The sequence below is a fragment of the Azotobacter vinelandii CA genome, assembly GCF_000380335.1.
Lineage (GTDB): Bacteria > Pseudomonadota > Gammaproteobacteria > Pseudomonadales > Pseudomonadaceae > Azotobacter > Azotobacter vinelandii.
Genome location: NC_021149.1, coordinates 1679578 through 1697009, shown reverse-complemented (window position 1 = coordinate 1697009; position 17432 = coordinate 1679578). Strand labels below are relative to the sequence as shown.

The window sequence follows — 17432 nt, the reverse complement described above, 5'->3', positions numbered from 1 at the left end:
GAAGCGATGATGGGAGTGCGGCCTCTCCCGTCATCGGGAGTCGCTCAGAAGCGGACCACGCCGCTCGCCAGGGCGAATGCCAGCATCGTCAGACTCACGCCCCAGGCCCAGAAGAAGCTGTAGGCGATATGCCGGCGCAGCTCGACGCCGGCGAGCGCCAGTGCCAGGTAGACGCTGGGCACCACCGGGCTGATCGAGAAGCCGGCGTTCTCGCCGATCAGCATGGCGCGGGCCACGGCTTCCAGCGGTACGCCGGCGGCCACCGCGACGTCGCGGATCACCGGCAGCAGGGCGAAGTAATAGGCGTCGGGCGAGAAGATCATCCCCAGCGGTACGCCGAGGCCGCCGACGATCAGGTGCAGGTACTGCGCCGATCCGGCGGGCAGGATGTCGATCAGCGCCTGGGCCATGCCGTCGGAGATTCTGGCCCCGGCGAGCACGCCGAGGAGCACCGCGGCGGCCATCATCACCATGACCATCTGCAGGGCATCGGCGGCATGCGCCTTGATGCGCTCGGCCTGTGCCTCCAGCGAGGCGAAGTTGAGTGGCAGCGCGATGCCCAGGCCGACCATGAAGCAGGCATAGAGCGGGAAGATGCCGGTGAACAGGCAGAGCAGGATAGCGGCGGTCAACGCCACATTGAGCCAGTAGCGCAGGCAGCCTGGCGACAGCCCGTGCTCGCGCGGCGCGGGCCGGGCCAGGGCCGGGTCGAAGCTCGACGCCGCACCGAGCGAAACCGGCATCTGCCGCTGCGCGCGCAGCCCGAGCCAGGCGGCGATCAGCAGCATGCAGGCGAAACCGACCAGTTGGACCGGGATCAGACCGAGCCACAGCCCGGTGGCATCGAGGCCGGTGGTCGCCGCCGCTCGCGCCGTCGTGCCGCCCCAGGGCACCATGTTGACGACGCCGGCGGTGGTGCCGACCAGCAGCAGGAGCATCGTCGGGCTCATGTTCAGCCGCTTGTACAAGGGCAGCAGGGCCGGAATGGTGAGCAGGAAAGTCGCCGCGCCCACGCCGTCCAGATGGACCACCGAGGTGATCAGCACCGTGACCAGGGCCACGGCCAGCGGCTTGCCGCCGGTGCGGCGGATGAGAAAGTCGACCAGCGGATCGAACAGGCCGCGATCGCGCATGATGCCGAAGTAGAGAATGGCGAACAGGAACAGCGCGGCGGTCGGCGCGACCGTGAGCAGACCGTTCTTGATGAACTCGCCGATCTGCGGCGGCGAGAAGCCGGCCAGCAGGCAGATGACGACGGGAATCGTCGTGAAGGCCACCACCGGACTGATCCTGCGCAACAGAATCAGCGCGATGATGGCGAGCATCATGCAGAAACCAAGTGCGGTGAGCATGGCAAGGAACCTCGTGATTGTTTTTATTCTGCGAACCGGCCCGCGAGGGCGGGCCCGATCGGTTGCAAGCGTGGCGCGGCAGCGGATCAGCCGGGAGCCGGCAGACGCATCGACAGCAGCAGGTAGCTCAGGCTCTTGCCGTGCCGGTCGAGACCCGGACTGCGGTTGACGCCGCCTTCCAGCGCATCCTCCAGCACGAAGTTGAGTGCCTTGAGCGAGTCGATCTCATGGCGCCGGACACGCGCCGGGCGACGGCTGGCGAAATGCTCGGCGACCCGCTCGGCAGTGAGCTCGCGCCGCAGCCATTCGTAGTGCGCCGCATCCAGCGGGAACACAGCGATGCTGAGGATGTTGCCCTTGTCGCCGGCACGGGCGTGGGCATGCTCGGCGAGGATGACGGTCGCGTTCATCAGTACCACTCCAGACGTGTTTCGATTGCCTCGCGGGGAATCAGGAAGTCGCGGGTGGCGATGGATTCGCCGATATGCCGGCGCACCCCGCCGCCACCGGCCGGACCGTTGGTGTAGAGCGACTCCACCTCGGCCAGCAGCGTCTCGATCAGAGCGCGGTCGCGATGCACCAGGCCGACCCGGACGCGCACGTCGTCCACCTCGGGCGCCAGGTCCAGGCGCCGGGCGAGATAGTCGCCGCGCGCATCGTTGAACAGGCTGGCGACGCCGGCCAGATCGATCCAGGGCTGCACGCCCGGCGCCAGCAGGTCGAAGCGCTGCAGCAGGATCTCCCGGGCGAGCCGTGCCCGGGCCACGGCGCCGGCACCGGCGTAGGAGATTTCCGCCTCGCCGAACCAGAGCCCGCGCACGCCGGCCAGCCCCTTGAGCGTATCGGGGCGCGGATGGCCGTGGATGCCGCCGACCGCGACGCGATCGGCGCCGATGGCCTCCACCCGTGCCGCGCCGAGGTCGAGGACCACGTCGGGGGTGAGATAGCGGCGCGGATCATGCACCTCGTAGAGCAGTTGCTCCTTGACCGTGCGCTCGCTGACGCAACCGCCGGAACCGGCGGTCTTGGTGATCACCAGGCGACCGTCCGCGGCGACCTCGGCGATCGGACAGCCGAGATTGGCCGGATCGGGCACCTCCTTGAGACCGGGATGGGCGAAATAGCCGCCGGTGGCCTGGGTGCAGCATTCCAGCAGGTGTCCGGCCACGGTGGCGATGGCCATCCGCTCCCAGTCGTCGGCGGCCCAGCCCAGGGCGTGGCGGATCGGACCGACGGCCAGGGACGGGTCGGCGACCCGTCCGCAGAGCACGATGGCGGCGCCCTCGTCCAGGGCCCGGACGATGCCGTCGGCGCCGCTGTAGACGTTCGCCGAAACCAGCTCGTCCCGCGGGTCGCCGAGGTCGAGCCACTGGCCGAGGCGCCGGCGGTCCATCCCCATCAGATCGTCGCCCAGCACGCAGGCGATACGCAGGCCGGCATGGCGCCCGCCCAGTTCGGCCCGCAGCCGCTCGGCCGCCGCACGCGGGTTGGCCGCGCCGCCATTGGTGACGATCGGGATACCCGCCTCGATGCAGGTGTCCAGCACCGGCTGGAGGAAGTCGAACAGACGCGCGGCGTATCCCGCGCGGGGATCGGCCTGCTTGCGCAACTGCGCCTCGGCCAGCGTGCGTTCGGCCAGGAGTTCGTACATGAGATAGCGTCGGCCGGAACGTCGGGCCAGATCCTGCGCCAGGCGCAGTCCCGCATCGGGGCGATCGTTGGCAAAGCCCGCCCCACAACCGATATGGATCGTTGTCATCGCTTCAGCTCCAGCGTGAGTCCGGGGCCATGGTGAGGGCAATCGATTATTCTGTGAATTTTAAATATCCGATAAATTGATCCATTATTTTTATTAGCAAGCCATGCTCATGGATATCAGCTTTCGCCAACTGCGTGCCTTCATCCTGATCGCCGAAACCTCGAGCTTCACGCGAACCTCGGAACAGCTCCACCTGTCGCAACCGGCGCTGAGCTACAGCATCCGCAAGCTCGAGGACGCGCTCGGCCTGCGGCTCCTGGCGCGCAACACGCGCAGCGTCGAGCTGACCCCGGCGGGCGAGCACTTCCTGCCCCAGGCACGGCGGATGCTGCGCGACATGGACGATGCGATACGCGATGCCCACGAGGCGCTGAACCTGATCCGCGGCACGATCCGCCTGGGCGCGCTGCCAACAGCGGCGGCCTCCTTCCTGCCGGGGGTCATCGCCGCGTTCGGCCGCGACCATCCCGGCGTGAAGATCAGCCTGCGCGACGGCCGGGCCGGGGAAGTGAAGGCATGGGTGCAGAACGGCGAGGTGGACGCGGGCATCACCTCGCTGCCGGAGGACCTGTCGGGTCTCGGCTTCGAGCCGCTGCTGGACGACAACCTGGTGCTGCTGGTGCGCCAGGAAGGCGCGTCGAAGGAGCCGGACACGTGGAAAACGCTGCCCTACATCGCGCTGACGGCGGACACCAGCATCCGCCCGCTGGCCGACGAGGCGCTGCGCCACCTGGGCGTGACTACGCAACCCGCCTGGGAAGTGGCGCACATGAGCACCGCCGCCGCCCTGGTACGCGAAGGCATAGGGTTTTCCCTGCTGCCGGCCAGTTGCACGACATTCCTGCACATCGGCGCAGATCTGTCGGTGCTGCCGATCGAACAGCCCACCCGGCGCTCACTCGGCCTGCTGCAGCGCAAGCCGATCGGACAGACGCCTTCGATGAAGGCGTTCCTGAGCCATTTGAACCGCTGCCTGGAAGGCTCGCCCACGGGCCGCCGGTGATCTCGGCGCCAGGCTCTTCCGGCGCAAAAACAAAAACGGCGAGGGGTCAGCCTCGCCGTTCATGTCTCACCACCACGTCCCTGGGTTCATCGTCCTGATGAAGCCGCGATCCTGCGACTCTCCCCGGCCGCCATCCCTGGTCGGCTTGCGTCGATCCGTCGACGTCTTCGTGGTATTCAATCTACCCGGATGAGCGCCCCTGGCAAATCGGGAAAACTCTCGATCTGTCGTAAGCGATGGCTTACAGGGAAACGGCCAGCAGAATGCCGCGTGCGGCCCGCGATTGCCGGAAACCGCTCTATCCGGCGGTACGTGGCTCTTCAACCGGTCCGCCAACGCGGCATCCAGCCGCATCCGCCCCCGGACCGCGCCGGCAGGTCCGGCGGCAAGCCACCGCAAAGCGGAGTCCTCCGTGGTTCTGGCGCCATCTTCAACGCTTGACTGACCACCGGCCAGCAGCACCGACGCTACGTCACGCCGGCGCCAAACTCGCATCAAGGTACGGGCCGATCCGGTCGCCGCTTCCGTTCCTCCATCAGCCCTTGAAACGAAAAATATCCGCATCGCTGCGGGCCTTGATGTTTGTAGCTCCGCGTCTCCCCTGCAGGCGTGAAAACCTTTTCCATTTACCGGTTACCGGCGAATGGAAGGGGGACAACCGAAACGTGTAACCCTGAGGCGCTTTCTCTCCATGACTGTCGGACAGGCGCGCAAGGCTACCGCTGCGGTCAATTTTGTCGAACGGGGAAACCACCCCTCCGTGATCACTGCACCGAGCGAAGCATTCGCGCCCTGCAGGTCGGTCAAGAGTGCGGTTGTCAGAGCCCAAGTTCGCTATGCGAGCCGAGGCGAACCAATTGCAGCGCTTCGTCGTCCGGCTTCCGATACAGGAGCACCAGATCCGACTTGATATGGCAATCGCGATGATCCGCCCAGTTGCCGGAAAGCGAATGGTCGCGGTACTTCGCCGGCAACGGTTTGTCGATCACCAGCAGATCCAGAATCGAGGCCAGAAGCGTCGACAACTCCTCGCCGTGCCGACCTTTCGACTCGCGCTTGTCGCCGAGTGCGAAACGGATGCGATCTGCTTCGGCCACCTGCTGGCGGTCACGGCGGAGACTGGCGAGACGCTGGACGCGGACAGGCTCTGCGACCTGGGCCGGCTGCTCGAAAGCCTGGGAGGGCTGTCCGCCAGCCTCGCAGATATGAAGCGGGCTGCCGAAAGCGAGCTTCAACGCCACACACGAGCCATCGGGTGACCCCGGCCAGACTCCCGCCCAAGTGTGGACCAAAGTGCCCGAAGGGTCTCGCCTGCTGGCGTTAACCTGGCTGGTCGAGTGCCTGCGCCCCGACGCGCCGCTTCGCTGGAAACGTAACCCCGGCGTAACCCCAGCCTGAAATGAAAAAGGGCCTGCATCGCTGCAAGCCCCGTGTTTACTGGTGCGGTGAAAGGAGTCGAATAGCGGCATTACAGGCCGCGCAAATACTGGAAACCTCAACTCCAACCATGCCGCCGTATCCCTAAGCGTATCCCCAAACCAGAATTCACCCTCCCTAGAAAAGCCAACCCTATGGTGCTGACTTCTTATTTTTCTCCCGTCTGTAAAAAATAGGGAGAGCAGGGGGAACGGGGGAATTTATCTCTGAAAGCCAATAAATACAGGGCTCTTGGGGTTCCCCATTACATATATATATGGGGGGTAGGGGGAACAATATATATATTCTAATAAGTGATGCTCGGCTGACTCCAAAGGCCCGCCCTCTTGGCGAGCCGCTGCCGCCCGGCGCCCGCCGCCGGCTCCTGGTGATCGGTTACGCGCCGCGCCTGCCGGCATGGATGAGGTGCAATCCTGGCCGGCTCCGCTGCTCCTGGTGCTCGACCGGGCCGCGCTGCTGTTGCGGATCGGGGCCAGCCCGCCCCCTTGGCCGGCCCCGCTGCTCCTGGACGGCGCCTACCGCCGGGCCGGTGCTGTGCGGATCGAGGACCGCCCAACCCCTTGGCGAGCCGCTGCCGCCCGGCGCCCGCGGTCAGCCCCTGGTGCTCGGTTGCGTGCCGTAGCTACCAGTGCGGATGAGGCGTCTTCCTGACTGGCTTCCGCTGCTCTTGGTGCTCGGTCGGCACCTGCCGCCGGCCGAGGGCAGCCATACGACCCAAACCGGCCGGTCATGCCAGGCAACAATCGGCCAAAAGCAGACATTTGGAGCGGGGAGCGGGATAAATCTCCCCCCTTTTTCCTCCAATTTCTGAATGAAAAAAGTGTCTGGGTCAGCGTGACTATTCATCCGGGATGCGGACTGTGATAAATACCGCCTGTCAAACGCTAAGGACATCAAAATGGCAAAGCCTGCTCAGCGGCAAAAAACTGCTCAAGAAGCCAAAACAATATGCTTCTTCAATAATAAAGGAGGAGTTGGAAAAACTACTTTGGTAGCTAACCTAGCCGCCGAGCTTTCTTTGAATCATAACAAGAAAGTTCTGCTCATAGATGCCGACCCACAGTGCAACCTGAGCCAGTATGTCTTACCTGAAGACGAATTTATAACTGCGTACTATAGCATCGACCCCCAAAAGCCCACTGAGCCCGAGACAATATTCAGCGTAGTTCGCCCTCTATCCTTAGGCAAAGGATATAACACAAGCCTACCAATCAGACGCGCAGATGAATTCGGCGTTGATGTTATCATTGGCGATCCACGCCTAGCTTTACACGAAGACTTACTCGCCCAAGATTGGCGAGAGGCGAAAGCTGGTGGAATTAGAGGACTTAGAACTACGCTCGTATTCCACAACGTAATCCTTCAAGCTCGGAAAAATTACGATTATATATTTTTCGATATGGGGCCATCCCTTGGGGCGATTAACCGAGCAATATTGCTCTCCGTAGATTATTTTGTCGTCCCTATGGCAATTGATATATTTTCAAGCTGGGCGCTAAAAAATATTAGCGAGGCAGTCAAGCTCTGGGAAAAAGATTTGGCATACGGCTTATCCAACTCGGAATTCCCATCGGAAGTCCCTAACTTTTCCAAGAAGAATTTAAAGTTTTTAGGCTATGTCACGCAACAACATAAAGAGCGTAGCCGCGACGGTAGCGCGAGAATTGTAGAAGCATATGAGGAGATTAGTAAAAAACTACCAGCGGTAGTGAAGCAGCAGTTAAATGTTTTCTATCCGTCAAGCATGAATCCCCACCTAGGGGAGATCAAGCATCTAGCCAGCCTTGCTCCGAAGTCTCAAACGCTGCACCAACCCATGATTAGCGTTAAAGCGAAAGGGAGCTTCACAGTTTCTAGAAAACAAGCAAGGGAAATCTATCAAGCATTAGCGTTAAGGTTTTTTGAAAATATTGAATTGGTGGCAGACTCAAAATGACTGTCATCAATCCCGACCTTATAAATGATCTGGCTGAACGGCGTACAGTAATCTTTGTTGGAGCAGGGGTCAGCGCAGGCGTAACCACTCGCAGCGGCGGAAGGCTCAAAGTTTGGGACGCGTTCCTGAAAGAAAATGCGGAAAAGCTAACTGACCGTGCCATTAAAAAGCAGGCCCACGAGCTAATCAAGAATGCCGACTATCTGATGGCATGCGAGCTAATCAGCCGAGGCATGGGTGATAAAGCATGGGAGGCAGCTCTCACTGCCGAATACAACCAGCGCGCGCAGCCCAGCGCTCTCCAAAAACTGATTATGCAGCTAAAACAGAGAATAATCTTAACAACAAATTTTGATTTATTCTTAGAAAAGGCTTGGGATGAAGTTAACTCAGACTCAACCCATAACCCAAAAATTCTCAAGCGATTAGATTCCAATGCCCTTCATGCCTTCAGAGATTCCGATGAATACATAATAAAAATTCACGGATCAATTGATGATCTTGGCAGCATGATCTTTACAAAAAAAGAATATTCAGACAAAGCCTATGGGAATTGGGCATACTCCAAATTTATTGAAACTATCCTTTTAACACACACTGTGATTTTTGTCGGATTCTCGCTTGCAGATCCGGCCATTTCACAGATAATTGAAAATTACGCTCACCGCCTACCCCAAGCACGCCCACATTATATATTTTTAGCGGGCAACCAGTCTGAAGCATTTGTCCAAATAAACAAAGAGCTTCGGCGGATATTTATAGTTCCGTACAAGAAAACGCCGGATCACGGTGAATTGACAAAGCTTTTTGAGAAAATCGTGAGCGAGGTAGATACTCGGCGTCGGGAGATGAATATTGCTGCGCTTCGAGCCAAGGAGTAGTGGCTATTCGAAATAGGGGGGCAGATTTATTTCCCTGCTTTAAACGTCCGCTTTGGCCGATTTCTGCCTGTTACGGCGGGTCGGTTGAAGACATGGCACATCGTCAGTGCGCATGTCCTCCCGCAGTGCCGCAGCTAGGTATTGGCTACTGTGGCCGGTTGCGCGATGCTCAAGCCGGCTACGCTTTTTTATCCGCCAACAGGCTTTTTGCGTATGCCGTCAGCAGCGCTCGGATTGTCTTGCCCTGCTTGGCGGCATTGGCCTTCAACTTCGCGTGTGCAGCCTGGTCGATTTCGAAATTCACTCTCACGGGGCCGCCCTTGTGCGCTTGGCTTTCTGCATCCTCCTCGGCTACAGCCACCGGGCCGGATGCGCGCCACCGACACCGGCTATAGGTGCATTCGACATGCAGAGACCACAGCAGCGGGTCTTTTGTCGGCATGCACGTTGCCACGAGCGGGCTTTTGCACCGCGGGCAAATCCCCTTTGTGGGCACCTCGCCTGGCTTCGTCCATTCAAGATGCTCATATCCCGGCCAGCGCATCAGCTCAGAAATCGGATTTGCCACAAATGGGCCGGACAATCGCTCGATAATTTCCTCGTGGCCCAAAAATGACGCGCCGCACCCGAATGCTTGGCACTGGTAAGTGATTGTTCGAAACCAGAGGCTTTTCCATTCAATGGCCCGTTTCCGGACCGGGGATGAGCAATGTGGGCAAAGCCCGTTTCTCGGACTACGCGGCACCCGCATTTCTGGAATGCCTGGCCCGGCCAGCCGATAGTCGATCTTCTCGCGGCCAAGAAATTTCGAGCCGCATTCCGGATTTTTGCAGTGGTACGTGATTTTGCGAACCAAGCTGCTTTCCTGTTTGCTGGTCCGCCGAATGAGCCTTCCGTAGCAATCGGGGCAAAGCCAGTTTCTCGGGCTACGCGGCCCTGCGGATACTTCAACCGGCGGCGTCACGGCAGCAACACGAAAATTACCCTTTTTCAGCGCGCGCGGCCCCCCGAGATTTCCTGGAAGCCTATGCATCTGGAAGGCTGTTGACATACTCGGCCAACAGCTCCTTCACCGTCTTCCCATTCCTGACCGCATAGGTCTTCAGCCGTGCGTGCAGGGCTCTATCCATATCGAAGTTCACCCTTACGGTTTCGCCTTTGCCGGGCGATGCCGCCCTCGGCGGTGCAGAAGCATCTTTCATGCATAGTCCTCTGTGCGGTTCACCTGCTGCGCGGGGCACATACTCAAACACTCATAAAATGCAGGCAACGAAAAATGCCCGTAATCCTATGTAGATCAAGGATTTTTGATTGATTCGATCTTCTCCGATGGTTGTAGTGCGCCACGCTACAGGCAGTGCTCGTTTCGGTACCGAGCAGTAACAAGGAGTATTGGCCCGTACCGAAGTTGAGGACCGGCAAACGTGCGTATCGCAACCAAACTCCCCATCAAGAAAGGCAAACGCCCCTGCCCCGACTGTGGCGCCGCGCTGGTAAAGCGGACGTCCGAAAGGCTTCACCCGCTGTACTCGGAGACGATGCTGATTTGCAAAAACCCGGACTGCGGCGCGACTTTCGTCGGTTGCGATGAAATCACGCACCGCCTGAGCCCGCCGGCCGATCCGAATCCGTCCATCGCCCTGCCCTACGCCCCCACCGCCGCCCGGCGCAACTGGCTGGAAGAAATCGGGCTGCTCGACGAATCGCCCAGCCCGACCGGCCAGCCGGAGGACATGCAATGACCCAGCAAGGCAACGGCGCCCCGCTCGCCCTGGTGCGCATGCGGGAAGTGCAAGAGATGACCGGACTCGCCCGGCCGACCATTTACAAGACGATCAGCCGCGACCCGACCTTTCCGCGCCCGGTCAAGCTGAGCGACAGCCCGGCCCGTAACGCTCCGGTCGCGTTCGTGTTGAGCGAGGTGCAGGAATGGATCAACCGGCGGATCAAGGCGCGGGAGGGCATGGCATGAGCAAGGCCAGCCAGACGCCCTTCAAGCCGATCGAGCGGATAGCGCTCGGCAATCGCCTGCTGCGCTTGCCCGACGTCGAGAGCAAAACCGGAAAGAGCAAACAGGCGATCTACGCGGCGATCCGCGCCGGCACCTTTCCCGCTCCGGTGCCGATAGGCCGCAACAGCGTGGCCTGGCTCGAAGCCGAGGTGGATCAGTGGATTGCCGACCGCCTGACAGACCGCGCCCGCAACCGGGCGCAACGCAAAACCAACCCCACAACCCAGCCGGGAAAAACAGCATGAACGAGTTCGAAATCACCATTGGCCGCCAGACGGTGAAATTGACCATGGAAGACATCGTAAACATCGAGGCCGCCGTACTGGCCGCCAGCAAGAAGCCGGGCGAAAAGGTATTCCGGGGTCACGTCACCGCATCCATGGCCATGCACGCCGCCGGCTCGGGCGTCGCCCAGCACTTCAGCAACACCGGGCCGGAAGGCTATATCCTGGCCGACTGCTAACCCGCCAACCCCTATCGCTCAATCTGACAGGACGCCCGGCCTTGCGCCGGGTGTAAGGATCACTCATGCCGCAAAAAGCAAAAAGCCCCGGCAAGCGCGGAACCGCTGCCAGGGCCATATCCAACACAATCGAAAAGCCGTCGAAGTATAACACGTGCCCGGACCATCAGGCTCTTTTCAGCTCCTCGGGATCGTGCTCTTTCAGCCAGTCCGCCAGGGCAGCATCCATCCTGGTTTGCCAGCCGGGGCCAGACGCCCTGAAGGAGCACAGAACATCGGTCGAGAGTGTCAGCAGGATGGGTATTTTCCGGCTTTCGGGATACCGGCCTCGCAGGCGTGCGCGGTCGCGCAGCCTGGCGGCTTTCATCTGCCGGACGGACTCCAGCAGATCGGCCTGGAACCGCTCCATTTCCTTATCCATGTTCGATTGCCTCTTTCAGGTAGGGGGCGGCACCATGAAGGCTCAAGGCGCATGCTTTGCCAGGTCTTCAGCCATGCGTGTCTGCCAGCCCGGCCCCGTGGCTTTCCAGCGTTCCAGCACGTCCGGCGGCAGGCGCAGTTGTATCGCCACCTTCGCCGGCTTCCTGCCGGGGCCGCGCCGCCCTGGGGTACGGCCCAGCACCATATCGCCCCGCTTCATCACGGCCCCGGCCCAGTCATCGGGCGTGGTGCGCGGGTTGTCGCGGTCCGCTGCAATATCGTCATCCGCCAGTGCCTGCACACGGTTCAGGTCTGTGCGATCTTCCCGGTCACTCACCGGGGTGGTGTTGCCAGTAGTAGCGCGCTTCATGCGTGTCTGCCTTGCGGATACTGATGATGTGATCGGCCTCACCGCGTGGAGTGTGAACCACCACCACAACCACAAGGCCCCGGTAGACGCCAAGCGTTTGCAGGCGGGGTTCACCGTAGGCTTCCCGCGTGTCTTCGCGGGAGATCGTGAAACCGGCCAGCACTTCCTCGGCAATGACCAAATCCAGCCCGTGCTTACGGAGATTGGCGGCGCGCTTGGCAGGGCTGAAAGTAATCATGATCTTAATGTATATGTTATTTGCCGGAAAAACCAGCAAACTCCATATGCATTTTATTGCCCGAGTATTGACCCGACCAGCAGCCGGCGCTATGGTTCGCCCGTCACGGTCAATCCCGTGGCCGGGTTTGGCGACCCGAAGACTACACGGCGCACCAGCGCCACCAAGACCATTGCCGGCGCTTTTTTTGTGCCCGCAATGTCCTGTCATGGCGGCTGTGCGCGGGAGACCGAAAGGTCTGCCGGGTTCCGTGTGTCCCGGTTCGCCAACCTGCGCACAGTCGCCTCCAATGACCGTTTGGCGACGGTCGGGGGCGGCTCCACAACACACACGGAGCACCACCCCATGAAGCACGACCCCGCCCTCAATCCGTCCGCACTCCGGCAACGCGCCGCCGCGCATCGCGCCATGGCCCTCGCCGCCCTCCGTGCAAACTCTTCCCTATCCATCCGCCTCAAGCGCTACAACGATCACATGGCCAAGGCCCGCGCCCTGGAAGCCAAGGCAAACGCCACGCCGACCCGCAACCCTCGCACCGCGCTGTCCTGGATCAAGTCCGGCCAGTCCGTCCGCATCGATGCCCTGAACCTGCCCGACCATCTGCGCCACATCCACGCCCTGGCGGCCCTGGAAGCCGCAGGGGGTGAGGCATGAACCAGACCGTCACCCGCACCGCCAACGACATCGCAGACGAAGCCCTCGAAGCGGTTGGCTATGGCCAGGAGCAATCGAAGTGGCTTTCTGCCCTGCTCATCGCCATCCGGCTCGACGCCAGGCACAACCACGGACGCAACGTGGCCGATCTGGCCAGCCTCGGGCAATACCTGGCCGATGACTGCGCGAACTACCTGGAAACGCAATCCGGCACCCTACGCCGCCAACTGAAAGCCGTAGGGGGTGCGCAATGATCGTTCTGATGAATTACGGCTCGGTCGTGCTGCTGACCGACAGCACTGTAGGCCGCGCAGATCGCCCGGCCAACGTGGGCGACACCGTGACCGTTCACCTGCAAGACGAGAACTGGAGTCCCATCGTACGCACCGGAGCGGTAAAGAAGGTACTGGCATGTAGTAAGGCTGCGGCCGTGACCACCTTGGAAGAACAGGGGGCACGCCATGCGTAACTACCTGGACAAGCGCACCGCCCCCGAAGGCGCGGCCTACATGGCGAGCGGCGACCTGGATGGCAATGCCTCCAGCGCTTTCGCCTACACCGGGCGCCGTGGCGGGCGATTCAGTCTCGGAATCGGCCCCATGTCCCTGAGCCTGAGCAAAGAGGCCATCACCGAGCTGGCGCATTGCCTGAACGATGCCCTCGCCGACCTCAAAGCCCTCGACGACGGCAAAGGGGGTGAGGCATGAGCCACATCATCAAGGCCCTCGCCGGCCTGCTCGCCGATGCGCAACGCTGCTCCGCTGCGCCTTCGTGCCGCCTTTCCCGTGGATCGCTGGCCGATGCATTGCAAGCCCTGGAGCACCTGAACGAAAGCCCGGCGGCGATGGCCGAGCTATGCGCCGCCGTGGCCGATGCCGAGCGTCGTGGCGCCATCGATATCGACGGGGTGCCGCTGGTGCTGCTGCGCTGCCTGCTGCCGGCCGACACGACGGGGGGTGTGCCATGAGTAACTATCGCCCCCTGACCAGCAGCCCCAGCAAAGATGCCGCCGCTTTGCTGATCGATGCAAGCCAGCCGTTTGCCGTGCTCGAAGAGTGCGCGGAGCACCGCCTTTATGTGGTCAAGAACCTGCTGAACTCCATGGCCAGCATGAATCCCTCTCGTACCGACGCCCATGACTTTTCCAATATCGCCGAAGCGGCCTACCTGATGCTCAAGGACGCCTGCGACCTGCTGGAAGCGGCCAGGTTGGCTGCCATGCGGGAGGGCCGCCGGAATGAGTAAAGCCATCGTTCCCGCTGCCTATGGCCAGCAGCCCATGCCCACCCGACACGATGCCCGCTTTCAGGAGGTCGTGACTTTCGGCGCGCACGCCGCCGAACGCTGGATGGCGACCCCTGGCCCGCTATCGCTACCCGAGCACCTGGAGGCACTCCAATACAATTTGCCAGGCAGCACCCGTCAGCCGGTAGTCGACGGTTTTCTGATGCGCATCGAGCAGCACTTTCGCGCCATCCTGCTGCCGTCGCTGGCCGCCTCTCTGCCCACTGAAACGGACGACACGGCTACGCCGCCCGCTGCCACCTTGCCGAACCACCCCGCTGAAGAGCCCATAGCTGCAACAGCAGAGGGGGTGTGCCATGGATATCTTGCCACCCACTCCAGCGCCAGCCGCCCGCAGCACTGGCGTCGGCACCGGCCCACGCTTCGACCTGCCGCCCTTCCTTGAGCGCCTGGGCATCGATTACAAGCAGGACCGGCACAACGACGCCGACCGATACCGGCTTGAGTATTGCCCGTTCAACGAAGAGCACGGCTTCGGCGAGGCCGCTATCTTCCAGCTCGACAACGGCGCCCTGAGCTTCGATTGCAAGCACAACAGCTGCGCCGACAAAACTTGGCACGACGTTCGCGCGCTGGACCCACAGCCCCGCACTGCTGGCGCCGATCCGGCCAAGGCGTTCGCTGGCAAGCCTGATCTGCCGCCCGGTGCCAGCGAGCAGCCCACCGGGGAAGTCGTAATGCAGGAAGCCACACCCGTCGCCGCCCCCCTGGAAGAGGTCCGGCACGCCGTCAACACTCTATGCGCGGACGCGGGCGCTATCTTCGCACCGGGCATCATCGCGGCATTGCAAATCATCAAGCGCACGGATCGCGCCGAGTTCGCCCGGCTGCGCCGAGCCGTGAAGGAGTCGCGAGCCGTACAAATGTCGGAGTTCGACCGCGCTTGCTGGTCGCGCAGCGAGGAGGAGGAGATCGGCGACAAATCCATATTCACCGAGGATGCCCCCTGGCCGGAGCCCGTGAACGGCGCCGAGCTGCTGACCGACATCGCCACGGCCATCGGGCGGTTCGTCATCGCCAACAAGGAGACGATAGACAGCGCCGCCCTGTGGGCCGTATTCACTTGGCTGTTGGACGAAGTACAGGTAGCGCCCATCGCCAATATCACCGCCCCGGAGAAGCGATGCGGCAAGACCGTCATGCTGTCCGTCCTGGGCAAGCTGGCCTATCGACCGATGCAAGTCGCGGACATCGCCACGGCGGCGCTGTTCCGCTCCATTGAGCTGTGGTCGCCGGCGCTGCTGATCGACGAGGTGGACGCCTTCCTGAACGACAACGAGGAGGCGCGCGGGATCATCAATGCCGGCTTCACCCGTGACAGCGCCTTTGTTGTCCGCTGCGTTGGCGACGATCACACGCCCACCAAGTTCAACGTATGGGGCGCAAAGGCGCTGTGTGGTATCAGCAAGATCGCCGACACCCTGGCCGACCGGAGCATCCCCCTGCGCCTGCGCCGCAAGAAGCCCGGCGAGAGCGCCGAGCGCCTGCGCCACTCCGACCCAGCCCTATGGGCTGACCTGCGCCAGCGGGTCGCACGCTGGGCAGAGGACAACGCCGCCACCGTGGCCGCCGCAAGGCCCGCCATCATCGAGGGGCTGAACGACCGGGCGAACGACTGTTGGGAGCCGCTGCTGGCCATCGCGGAAGCCGCCGGCGGAGGCTGGCCGCTCAGGGCGCGCCATGCCGCCGTCGCACTTCATGGGCTGGAGGAAGAGACGCCGACCATCGGCGCCGAACTGCTGGCTGACATTCGCGACGTGTTCGACAGGCTGGGCGGGCTGGCTATCTTCGGGGAAACGTTGCTCGGTGAGCTGATCCGGGAGGAGGAACGGCCGTGGGCGACCTGGAATCGAGGTACCGCCATGAGACGGAACCAGCTAGCGAAAAAACTCAGCGAGTACGGAATCACGTCTGGACAAGTCCGCATCGGCGCCGCGACGAAGAAAGGTTTCCGCCGGGACCAGTTCGTAGAGGCGTGGGAGAGATACGCGGCGCCCGTTCCCCCCTCTTGAAACGAAACATCGAAACAAGCCACGGACGGCGCGGCTTCCAGCCATTTTCAAAGCGAAACACGAGGGGCGGCTGTTTCGCTTTGAAAAACGCTACAGCCCACGGCTGGCGCGGGTTGTTTCGATGTTTCGTTTTCTTAACCCTGCGAATTGCACGGACTTGACCATCTGCTTGTATTGCCACTGACCAGTCATTTGCACTCGACTTGACCAGTCCTGCCTTTCAGGCTGAGCTGGTGCGTCAACTCCAGCACCGACAATGGCTCTCAAAGGCAGCAATCAACCCGCCGCTGCTGTTCCTCGTCGCACCGGGTGCCACTAAGTCCCCATGCGCTTAACATAAGCCCCAATAGAGACGGTACCGTCGGCCTTTATGCGACGTCCAATCTCGACGCGCGACTTAGGCCGCCACTCAGTGCCCGCGAGGCCGAGTTCAGTGGTGATGTTTTCCACCAGAGCTGCATTACCTCCCATGACGTACCGATGGCAATCCTGGGCAATAGTCATGTTGAACCGGCGAAGCGCATCGACTTTGATGTCTGCTCGGCCTGTTCGCCCCAATGATCCACTTGCTACGAGCGCATACTTCGATGTTAAGGAAAACAAGATCTGCGCATGGCTAGAGCCGTACCCGATTGGAAGATGTCGAGTTGCAGCCGATCCCGATGTCAACACGACTGGTGAGTCTGATGTCAGGAAACTCTGGCCTTCGCCAGGCGCATGTAGGACCATCCAGTCCCGACTCCACAGTTCTTTGGCCACGGTGCTCCAGACGTTCAGCGAACGCTGAAGGGCATATCCCGGGTCTACGACGATGTCATAGGACTCCTCGAGAGCCATCGTCGTTATAGCGTGGGCCTCCTTTCTCAACAACACCTCATCCGCGTCAGGACCGTTCATTTTCTTGAGGAGTTCAAGGACCCTATGCTCGTCCGTCAACATCAGTCGAGACCGAGCTTTCTCAAATCCCGCATAAACGCTGCTCGCCTCAGCAATGGCAGCTGGTGTCCGTACTGCCGCAAGGCCGAGAAAGAGCGCAAAGGACTCGCGGTCCTTGGGGCTTATGCGGTCGCCCTGCACGAGTGACTTCAAGATAGGAGCCGCCTCTTCCTCAATGTAGCTGAAAAGTACCTCTAAATCAAACCGCTTGCGGTCTTGGTGGTCCTCAAATGTGTAGAGGTGACCGACAACCGCTGTGTTCTGCGGCTGCTGTTTCCTGATCTCACCACTAACCCGATCAAAGACGGCAAGTAGCCCATCCGAGGTAAATCCCTCTAAATAGAATTTCGGGACAAAGTGCTGCCGCTTTGGGCCATTGAGATGGGGCTTCGATCTCAGCTTTTCGAACTTGTCCATAGGTTGGTAGCCGTCCTATCAGGCGAAACATCAAAGTACCTATAAATTGAGGCGCGTACCATAGGGAGTCGATCTCTACCGGTCATCGTCGGTAGCACAGTGTCCTTTAGTGCCTTTACGTGCGACTGTAACTCTGGTGATGCCATTGTCATCAGGTGCATTGCATAGGGAGGCCTTGATGCTGGTCAGGTCGAACGCAAATAGATGATCAAGTGAGACGCAATTTCGCACCTAATCT

Annotated in this window: 25 protein-coding genes; 15 read left to right on the top strand and 10 right to left on the bottom strand. The window is 61.2% G+C overall.

Annotation, left to right across the window (positions count from 1 at the left end):
- Positions 1-44: 44 nt before the first annotated feature.
- From AVCA_RS07825 to AVCA_RS07815, 3 genes are all read right to left on the bottom strand, one after another.
- Positions 45-1352, bottom strand: coding sequence for a CitMHS family transporter (locus AVCA_RS07825; protein WP_012700335.1), 1308 nt, complete (start codon positions 1350-1352; stop codon positions 45-47).
- A gap of 86 nt (positions 1353-1438) precedes the next feature.
- Positions 1439-1762 carry an AtuA-related protein gene (locus tag AVCA_RS07820; protein WP_175555982.1) on the bottom strand — a complete coding sequence of 108 codons (324 nt, stop codon included), beginning with the start codon at positions 1760-1762 and terminating at the stop codon, positions 1439-1441.
- Positions 1762-3111: an acyclic terpene utilization AtuA family protein gene (locus AVCA_RS07815; RefSeq protein WP_012700333.1), complete on the bottom strand. Its 1350-nt coding sequence runs from the start codon at positions 3109-3111 to the stop codon at positions 1762-1764. Before AVCA_RS07815 ends, AVCA_RS07820 begins: the two co-directional genes overlap by 1 nt.
- A 109-nt stretch (positions 3112-3220) precedes the next feature.
- Here AVCA_RS07815 and AVCA_RS07810 point away from each other — a divergent pair, with 109 nt between their 5' ends.
- Complete coding sequence (locus tag AVCA_RS07810; protein WP_175555981.1) at positions 3221-4114, top strand: LysR family transcriptional regulator; 894 nt, start codon at positions 3221-3223, stop codon at positions 4112-4114.
- 818 nt (positions 4115-4932) lie between these two features.
- Here the strand turns inward: AVCA_RS07810 and AVCA_RS07805 are convergent.
- The gene (locus AVCA_RS07805) at positions 4933-5349 is read right to left on the bottom strand and encodes a type II toxin-antitoxin system YafQ family toxin (protein ID WP_437438509.1); all 417 of its coding nucleotides are present in this window, start codon (positions 5347-5349) and stop codon (positions 4933-4935) included.
- Positions 5350-6449: 1100 nt separating this feature from the next.
- On the opposite strand from AVCA_RS07805, the gene AVCA_RS24605 reads away from it, so the two are divergent.
- Positions 6450-7487: a ParA family protein gene (locus tag AVCA_RS24605; protein ID WP_072432625.1), complete on the top strand. Its 1038-nt coding sequence runs from the start codon at positions 6450-6452 to the stop codon at positions 7485-7487.
- The gene (locus AVCA_RS24600) at positions 7484-8368 is read left to right on the top strand and encodes an SIR2 family protein (RefSeq protein ID WP_012700329.1); all 885 of its coding nucleotides are present in this window, start codon (positions 7484-7486) and stop codon (positions 8366-8368) included. The genes AVCA_RS24605 and AVCA_RS24600 overlap by 4 nt, the downstream gene beginning before the upstream one ends.
- A gap of 178 nt (positions 8369-8546) precedes the next feature.
- On the opposite strand, the gene AVCA_RS24595 is transcribed toward AVCA_RS24600, so the two are convergent.
- Positions 8547-9419, bottom strand: coding sequence for an ogr/Delta-like zinc finger family protein (locus tag AVCA_RS24595; RefSeq protein WP_081434878.1), 873 nt, complete (start codon positions 9417-9419; stop codon positions 8547-8549).
- Positions 9394-9570 carry a chromosome partitioning protein ParB gene (locus AVCA_RS25955; protein ID WP_139239937.1) on the bottom strand — a complete coding sequence of 59 codons (177 nt, stop codon included), beginning with the start codon at positions 9568-9570 and terminating at the stop codon, positions 9394-9396. The genes AVCA_RS24595 and AVCA_RS25955 overlap by 26 nt, the downstream gene beginning before the upstream one ends.
- Positions 9571-9792: 222 nt before the next feature.
- On the opposite strand from AVCA_RS25955, the gene AVCA_RS07800 reads away from it, so the two are divergent.
- Genes AVCA_RS07800 through AVCA_RS07785 form a run of 4 tightly spaced genes read left to right on the top strand, consistent with a single transcriptional unit; the run spans position 9793 to position 10842 of the window.
- Complete coding sequence (locus AVCA_RS07800) at positions 9793-10110, top strand: Ogr/Delta-like zinc finger protein (RefSeq protein ID WP_231876374.1); 318 nt, start codon at positions 9793-9795, stop codon at positions 10108-10110.
- On the top strand, positions 10107-10340 hold the full coding sequence (locus AVCA_RS07795) for a helix-turn-helix transcriptional regulator (protein ID WP_012700326.1): 234 nt from the start codon (positions 10107-10109) through the stop codon (positions 10338-10340). Before AVCA_RS07800 ends, AVCA_RS07795 begins: the two co-directional genes overlap by 4 nt.
- Positions 10337-10624, top strand: a complete 288-nt coding sequence (locus AVCA_RS07790) for a helix-turn-helix transcriptional regulator (RefSeq protein WP_012700325.1) — start codon at positions 10337-10339, stop codon at positions 10622-10624. Before AVCA_RS07795 ends, AVCA_RS07790 begins: the two co-directional genes overlap by 4 nt.
- Positions 10621-10842 carry a hypothetical protein gene (locus AVCA_RS07785; RefSeq protein WP_012700324.1) on the top strand — a complete coding sequence of 74 codons (222 nt, stop codon included), beginning with the start codon at positions 10621-10623 and terminating at the stop codon, positions 10840-10842. The genes AVCA_RS07790 and AVCA_RS07785 overlap by 4 nt, the downstream gene beginning before the upstream one ends.
- Before the next feature lie 166 nt (positions 10843-11008).
- Here the strand turns inward: AVCA_RS07785 and AVCA_RS24590 are convergent, their stop codons facing one another.
- Genes AVCA_RS24590 through AVCA_RS24580 form a run of 3 tightly spaced genes read right to left on the bottom strand, consistent with a single transcriptional unit; the run spans position 11009 to position 11870 of the window.
- Complete coding sequence (locus AVCA_RS24590; protein ID WP_072432624.1) at positions 11009-11263, bottom strand: BrnA antitoxin family protein; 255 nt, start codon at positions 11261-11263, stop codon at positions 11009-11011.
- A 42-nt stretch (positions 11264-11305) separates the two neighbouring features.
- Positions 11306-11632, bottom strand: coding sequence for a BrnA antitoxin family protein (locus AVCA_RS24585; RefSeq protein WP_081434877.1), 327 nt, complete (start codon positions 11630-11632; stop codon positions 11306-11308).
- The gene (locus AVCA_RS24580; protein WP_072432627.1) at positions 11592-11870 is read right to left on the bottom strand and encodes a BrnT family toxin; all 279 of its coding nucleotides are present in this window, start codon (positions 11868-11870) and stop codon (positions 11592-11594) included. The genes AVCA_RS24585 and AVCA_RS24580 overlap by 41 nt, the downstream gene beginning before the upstream one ends.
- Positions 11871-12215: 345 nt before the next feature.
- Here AVCA_RS24580 and AVCA_RS24575 point away from each other — a divergent pair, with 345 nt between their 5' ends.
- Genes AVCA_RS24575 through AVCA_RS07745 form a run of 8 tightly spaced genes read left to right on the top strand, consistent with a single transcriptional unit; the run spans position 12216 to position 15841 of the window.
- Positions 12216-12524, top strand: a complete 309-nt coding sequence (locus AVCA_RS24575) for a hypothetical protein (protein ID WP_072432623.1) — start codon at positions 12216-12218, stop codon at positions 12522-12524.
- On the top strand, positions 12521-12778 hold the full coding sequence (locus tag AVCA_RS07775) for a hypothetical protein (protein ID WP_012700322.1): 258 nt from the start codon (positions 12521-12523) through the stop codon (positions 12776-12778). The genes AVCA_RS24575 and AVCA_RS07775 overlap by 4 nt, the downstream gene beginning before the upstream one ends.
- Complete coding sequence (locus AVCA_RS07770; protein WP_041807093.1) at positions 12775-12993, top strand: hypothetical protein; 219 nt, start codon at positions 12775-12777, stop codon at positions 12991-12993. Before AVCA_RS07775 ends, AVCA_RS07770 begins: the two co-directional genes overlap by 4 nt.
- On the top strand, positions 12986-13231 hold the full coding sequence (locus tag AVCA_RS07765) for a hypothetical protein (protein ID WP_012700321.1): 246 nt from the start codon (positions 12986-12988) through the stop codon (positions 13229-13231). Before AVCA_RS07770 ends, AVCA_RS07765 begins: the two co-directional genes overlap by 8 nt.
- On the top strand, positions 13228-13491 hold the full coding sequence (locus AVCA_RS07760; RefSeq protein WP_012700320.1) for a hypothetical protein: 264 nt from the start codon (positions 13228-13230) through the stop codon (positions 13489-13491). The genes AVCA_RS07765 and AVCA_RS07760 overlap by 4 nt, the downstream gene beginning before the upstream one ends.
- On the top strand, positions 13488-13769 hold the full coding sequence (locus tag AVCA_RS07755; RefSeq protein WP_236616361.1) for a hypothetical protein: 282 nt from the start codon (positions 13488-13490) through the stop codon (positions 13767-13769). The genes AVCA_RS07760 and AVCA_RS07755 overlap by 4 nt, the downstream gene beginning before the upstream one ends.
- The gene (locus AVCA_RS26365) at positions 13762-14214 is read left to right on the top strand and encodes a hypothetical protein (protein WP_175555980.1); all 453 of its coding nucleotides are present in this window, start codon (positions 13762-13764) and stop codon (positions 14212-14214) included. Before AVCA_RS07755 ends, AVCA_RS26365 begins: the two co-directional genes overlap by 8 nt.
- Positions 14126-15841 (top strand): DUF3631 domain-containing protein, encoded by a 1716-nt coding sequence (locus tag AVCA_RS07745; RefSeq protein ID WP_012700318.1) that lies wholly within the window; start codon positions 14126-14128, stop codon positions 15839-15841. The genes AVCA_RS26365 and AVCA_RS07745 overlap by 89 nt, the downstream gene beginning before the upstream one ends.
- 315 nt (positions 15842-16156) lie before the next feature.
- Here AVCA_RS07745 and AVCA_RS23990 read toward each other — a convergent pair whose 3' ends face one another.
- Positions 16157-17194, bottom strand: a complete 1038-nt coding sequence (locus AVCA_RS23990) for a DUF4238 domain-containing protein (protein WP_050764375.1) — start codon at positions 17192-17194, stop codon at positions 16157-16159.
- Positions 17195-17432 lie beyond the last annotated feature (238 nt).

Excerpts from the sequence above, each read along its gene's own strand:
- AVCA_RS07825 (WP_012700335.1), bottom strand. The coding sequence starts at position 1,352 with ATGCTCACCGCACTTGGTTTCTGCATGATGCTCGCCATCATCGCGCTG.
- AVCA_RS07820 (WP_175555982.1), bottom strand. The coding sequence starts at position 1,762 with ATGAACGCGACCGTCATCCTCGCCGAGCATGCCCACGCCCGTGCCGGC.
- AVCA_RS07815 (WP_012700333.1), bottom strand. The coding sequence starts at position 3,111 with ATGACAACGATCCATATCGGTTGTGGGGCGGGCTTTGCCAACGATCGC.
- AVCA_RS07810 (WP_175555981.1), top strand. The coding sequence starts at position 3,221 with ATGGATATCAGCTTTCGCCAACTGCGTGCCTTCATCCTGATCGCCGAA.
- AVCA_RS24605 (WP_072432625.1), top strand. The coding sequence starts at position 6,450 with ATGGCAAAGCCTGCTCAGCGGCAAAAAACTGCTCAAGAAGCCAAAACA.
- AVCA_RS24600 (WP_012700329.1), top strand. The coding sequence starts at position 7,484 with ATGACTGTCATCAATCCCGACCTTATAAATGATCTGGCTGAACGGCGT.
- AVCA_RS24595 (WP_081434878.1), bottom strand. The coding sequence starts at position 9,419 with ATGTCAACAGCCTTCCAGATGCATAGGCTTCCAGGAAATCTCGGGGGG.
- AVCA_RS25955 (WP_139239937.1), bottom strand. The coding sequence starts at position 9,570 with ATGAAAGATGCTTCTGCACCGCCGAGGGCGGCATCGCCCGGCAAAGGC.
- AVCA_RS07795 (WP_012700326.1), top strand. The coding sequence starts at position 10,107 with ATGACCCAGCAAGGCAACGGCGCCCCGCTCGCCCTGGTGCGCATGCGG.
- AVCA_RS07790 (WP_012700325.1), top strand. The coding sequence starts at position 10,337 with ATGAGCAAGGCCAGCCAGACGCCCTTCAAGCCGATCGAGCGGATAGCG.
- AVCA_RS07785 (WP_012700324.1), top strand. The coding sequence starts at position 10,621 with ATGAACGAGTTCGAAATCACCATTGGCCGCCAGACGGTGAAATTGACC.
- AVCA_RS24590 (WP_072432624.1), bottom strand. The coding sequence starts at position 11,263 with ATGGATAAGGAAATGGAGCGGTTCCAGGCCGATCTGCTGGAGTCCGTC.
- AVCA_RS24585 (WP_081434877.1), bottom strand. The coding sequence starts at position 11,632 with ATGAAGCGCGCTACTACTGGCAACACCACCCCGGTGAGTGACCGGGAA.
- AVCA_RS24580 (WP_072432627.1), bottom strand. The coding sequence starts at position 11,870 with ATGATTACTTTCAGCCCTGCCAAGCGCGCCGCCAATCTCCGTAAGCAC.
- AVCA_RS24575 (WP_072432623.1), top strand. The coding sequence starts at position 12,216 with ATGAAGCACGACCCCGCCCTCAATCCGTCCGCACTCCGGCAACGCGCC.
- AVCA_RS07775 (WP_012700322.1), top strand. The coding sequence starts at position 12,521 with ATGAACCAGACCGTCACCCGCACCGCCAACGACATCGCAGACGAAGCC.
- AVCA_RS07770 (WP_041807093.1), top strand. The coding sequence starts at position 12,775 with ATGATCGTTCTGATGAATTACGGCTCGGTCGTGCTGCTGACCGACAGC.
- AVCA_RS07765 (WP_012700321.1), top strand. The coding sequence starts at position 12,986 with ATGCGTAACTACCTGGACAAGCGCACCGCCCCCGAAGGCGCGGCCTAC.
- AVCA_RS07760 (WP_012700320.1), top strand. The coding sequence starts at position 13,228 with ATGAGCCACATCATCAAGGCCCTCGCCGGCCTGCTCGCCGATGCGCAA.
- AVCA_RS07755 (WP_236616361.1), top strand. The coding sequence starts at position 13,488 with ATGAGTAACTATCGCCCCCTGACCAGCAGCCCCAGCAAAGATGCCGCC.
- AVCA_RS26365 (WP_175555980.1), top strand. The coding sequence starts at position 13,762 with ATGAGTAAAGCCATCGTTCCCGCTGCCTATGGCCAGCAGCCCATGCCC.
- AVCA_RS07745 (WP_012700318.1), top strand. The coding sequence starts at position 14,126 with ATGGATATCTTGCCACCCACTCCAGCGCCAGCCGCCCGCAGCACTGGC.
- AVCA_RS23990 (WP_050764375.1), bottom strand. The coding sequence starts at position 17,194 with ATGGACAAGTTCGAAAAGCTGAGATCGAAGCCCCATCTCAATGGCCCA.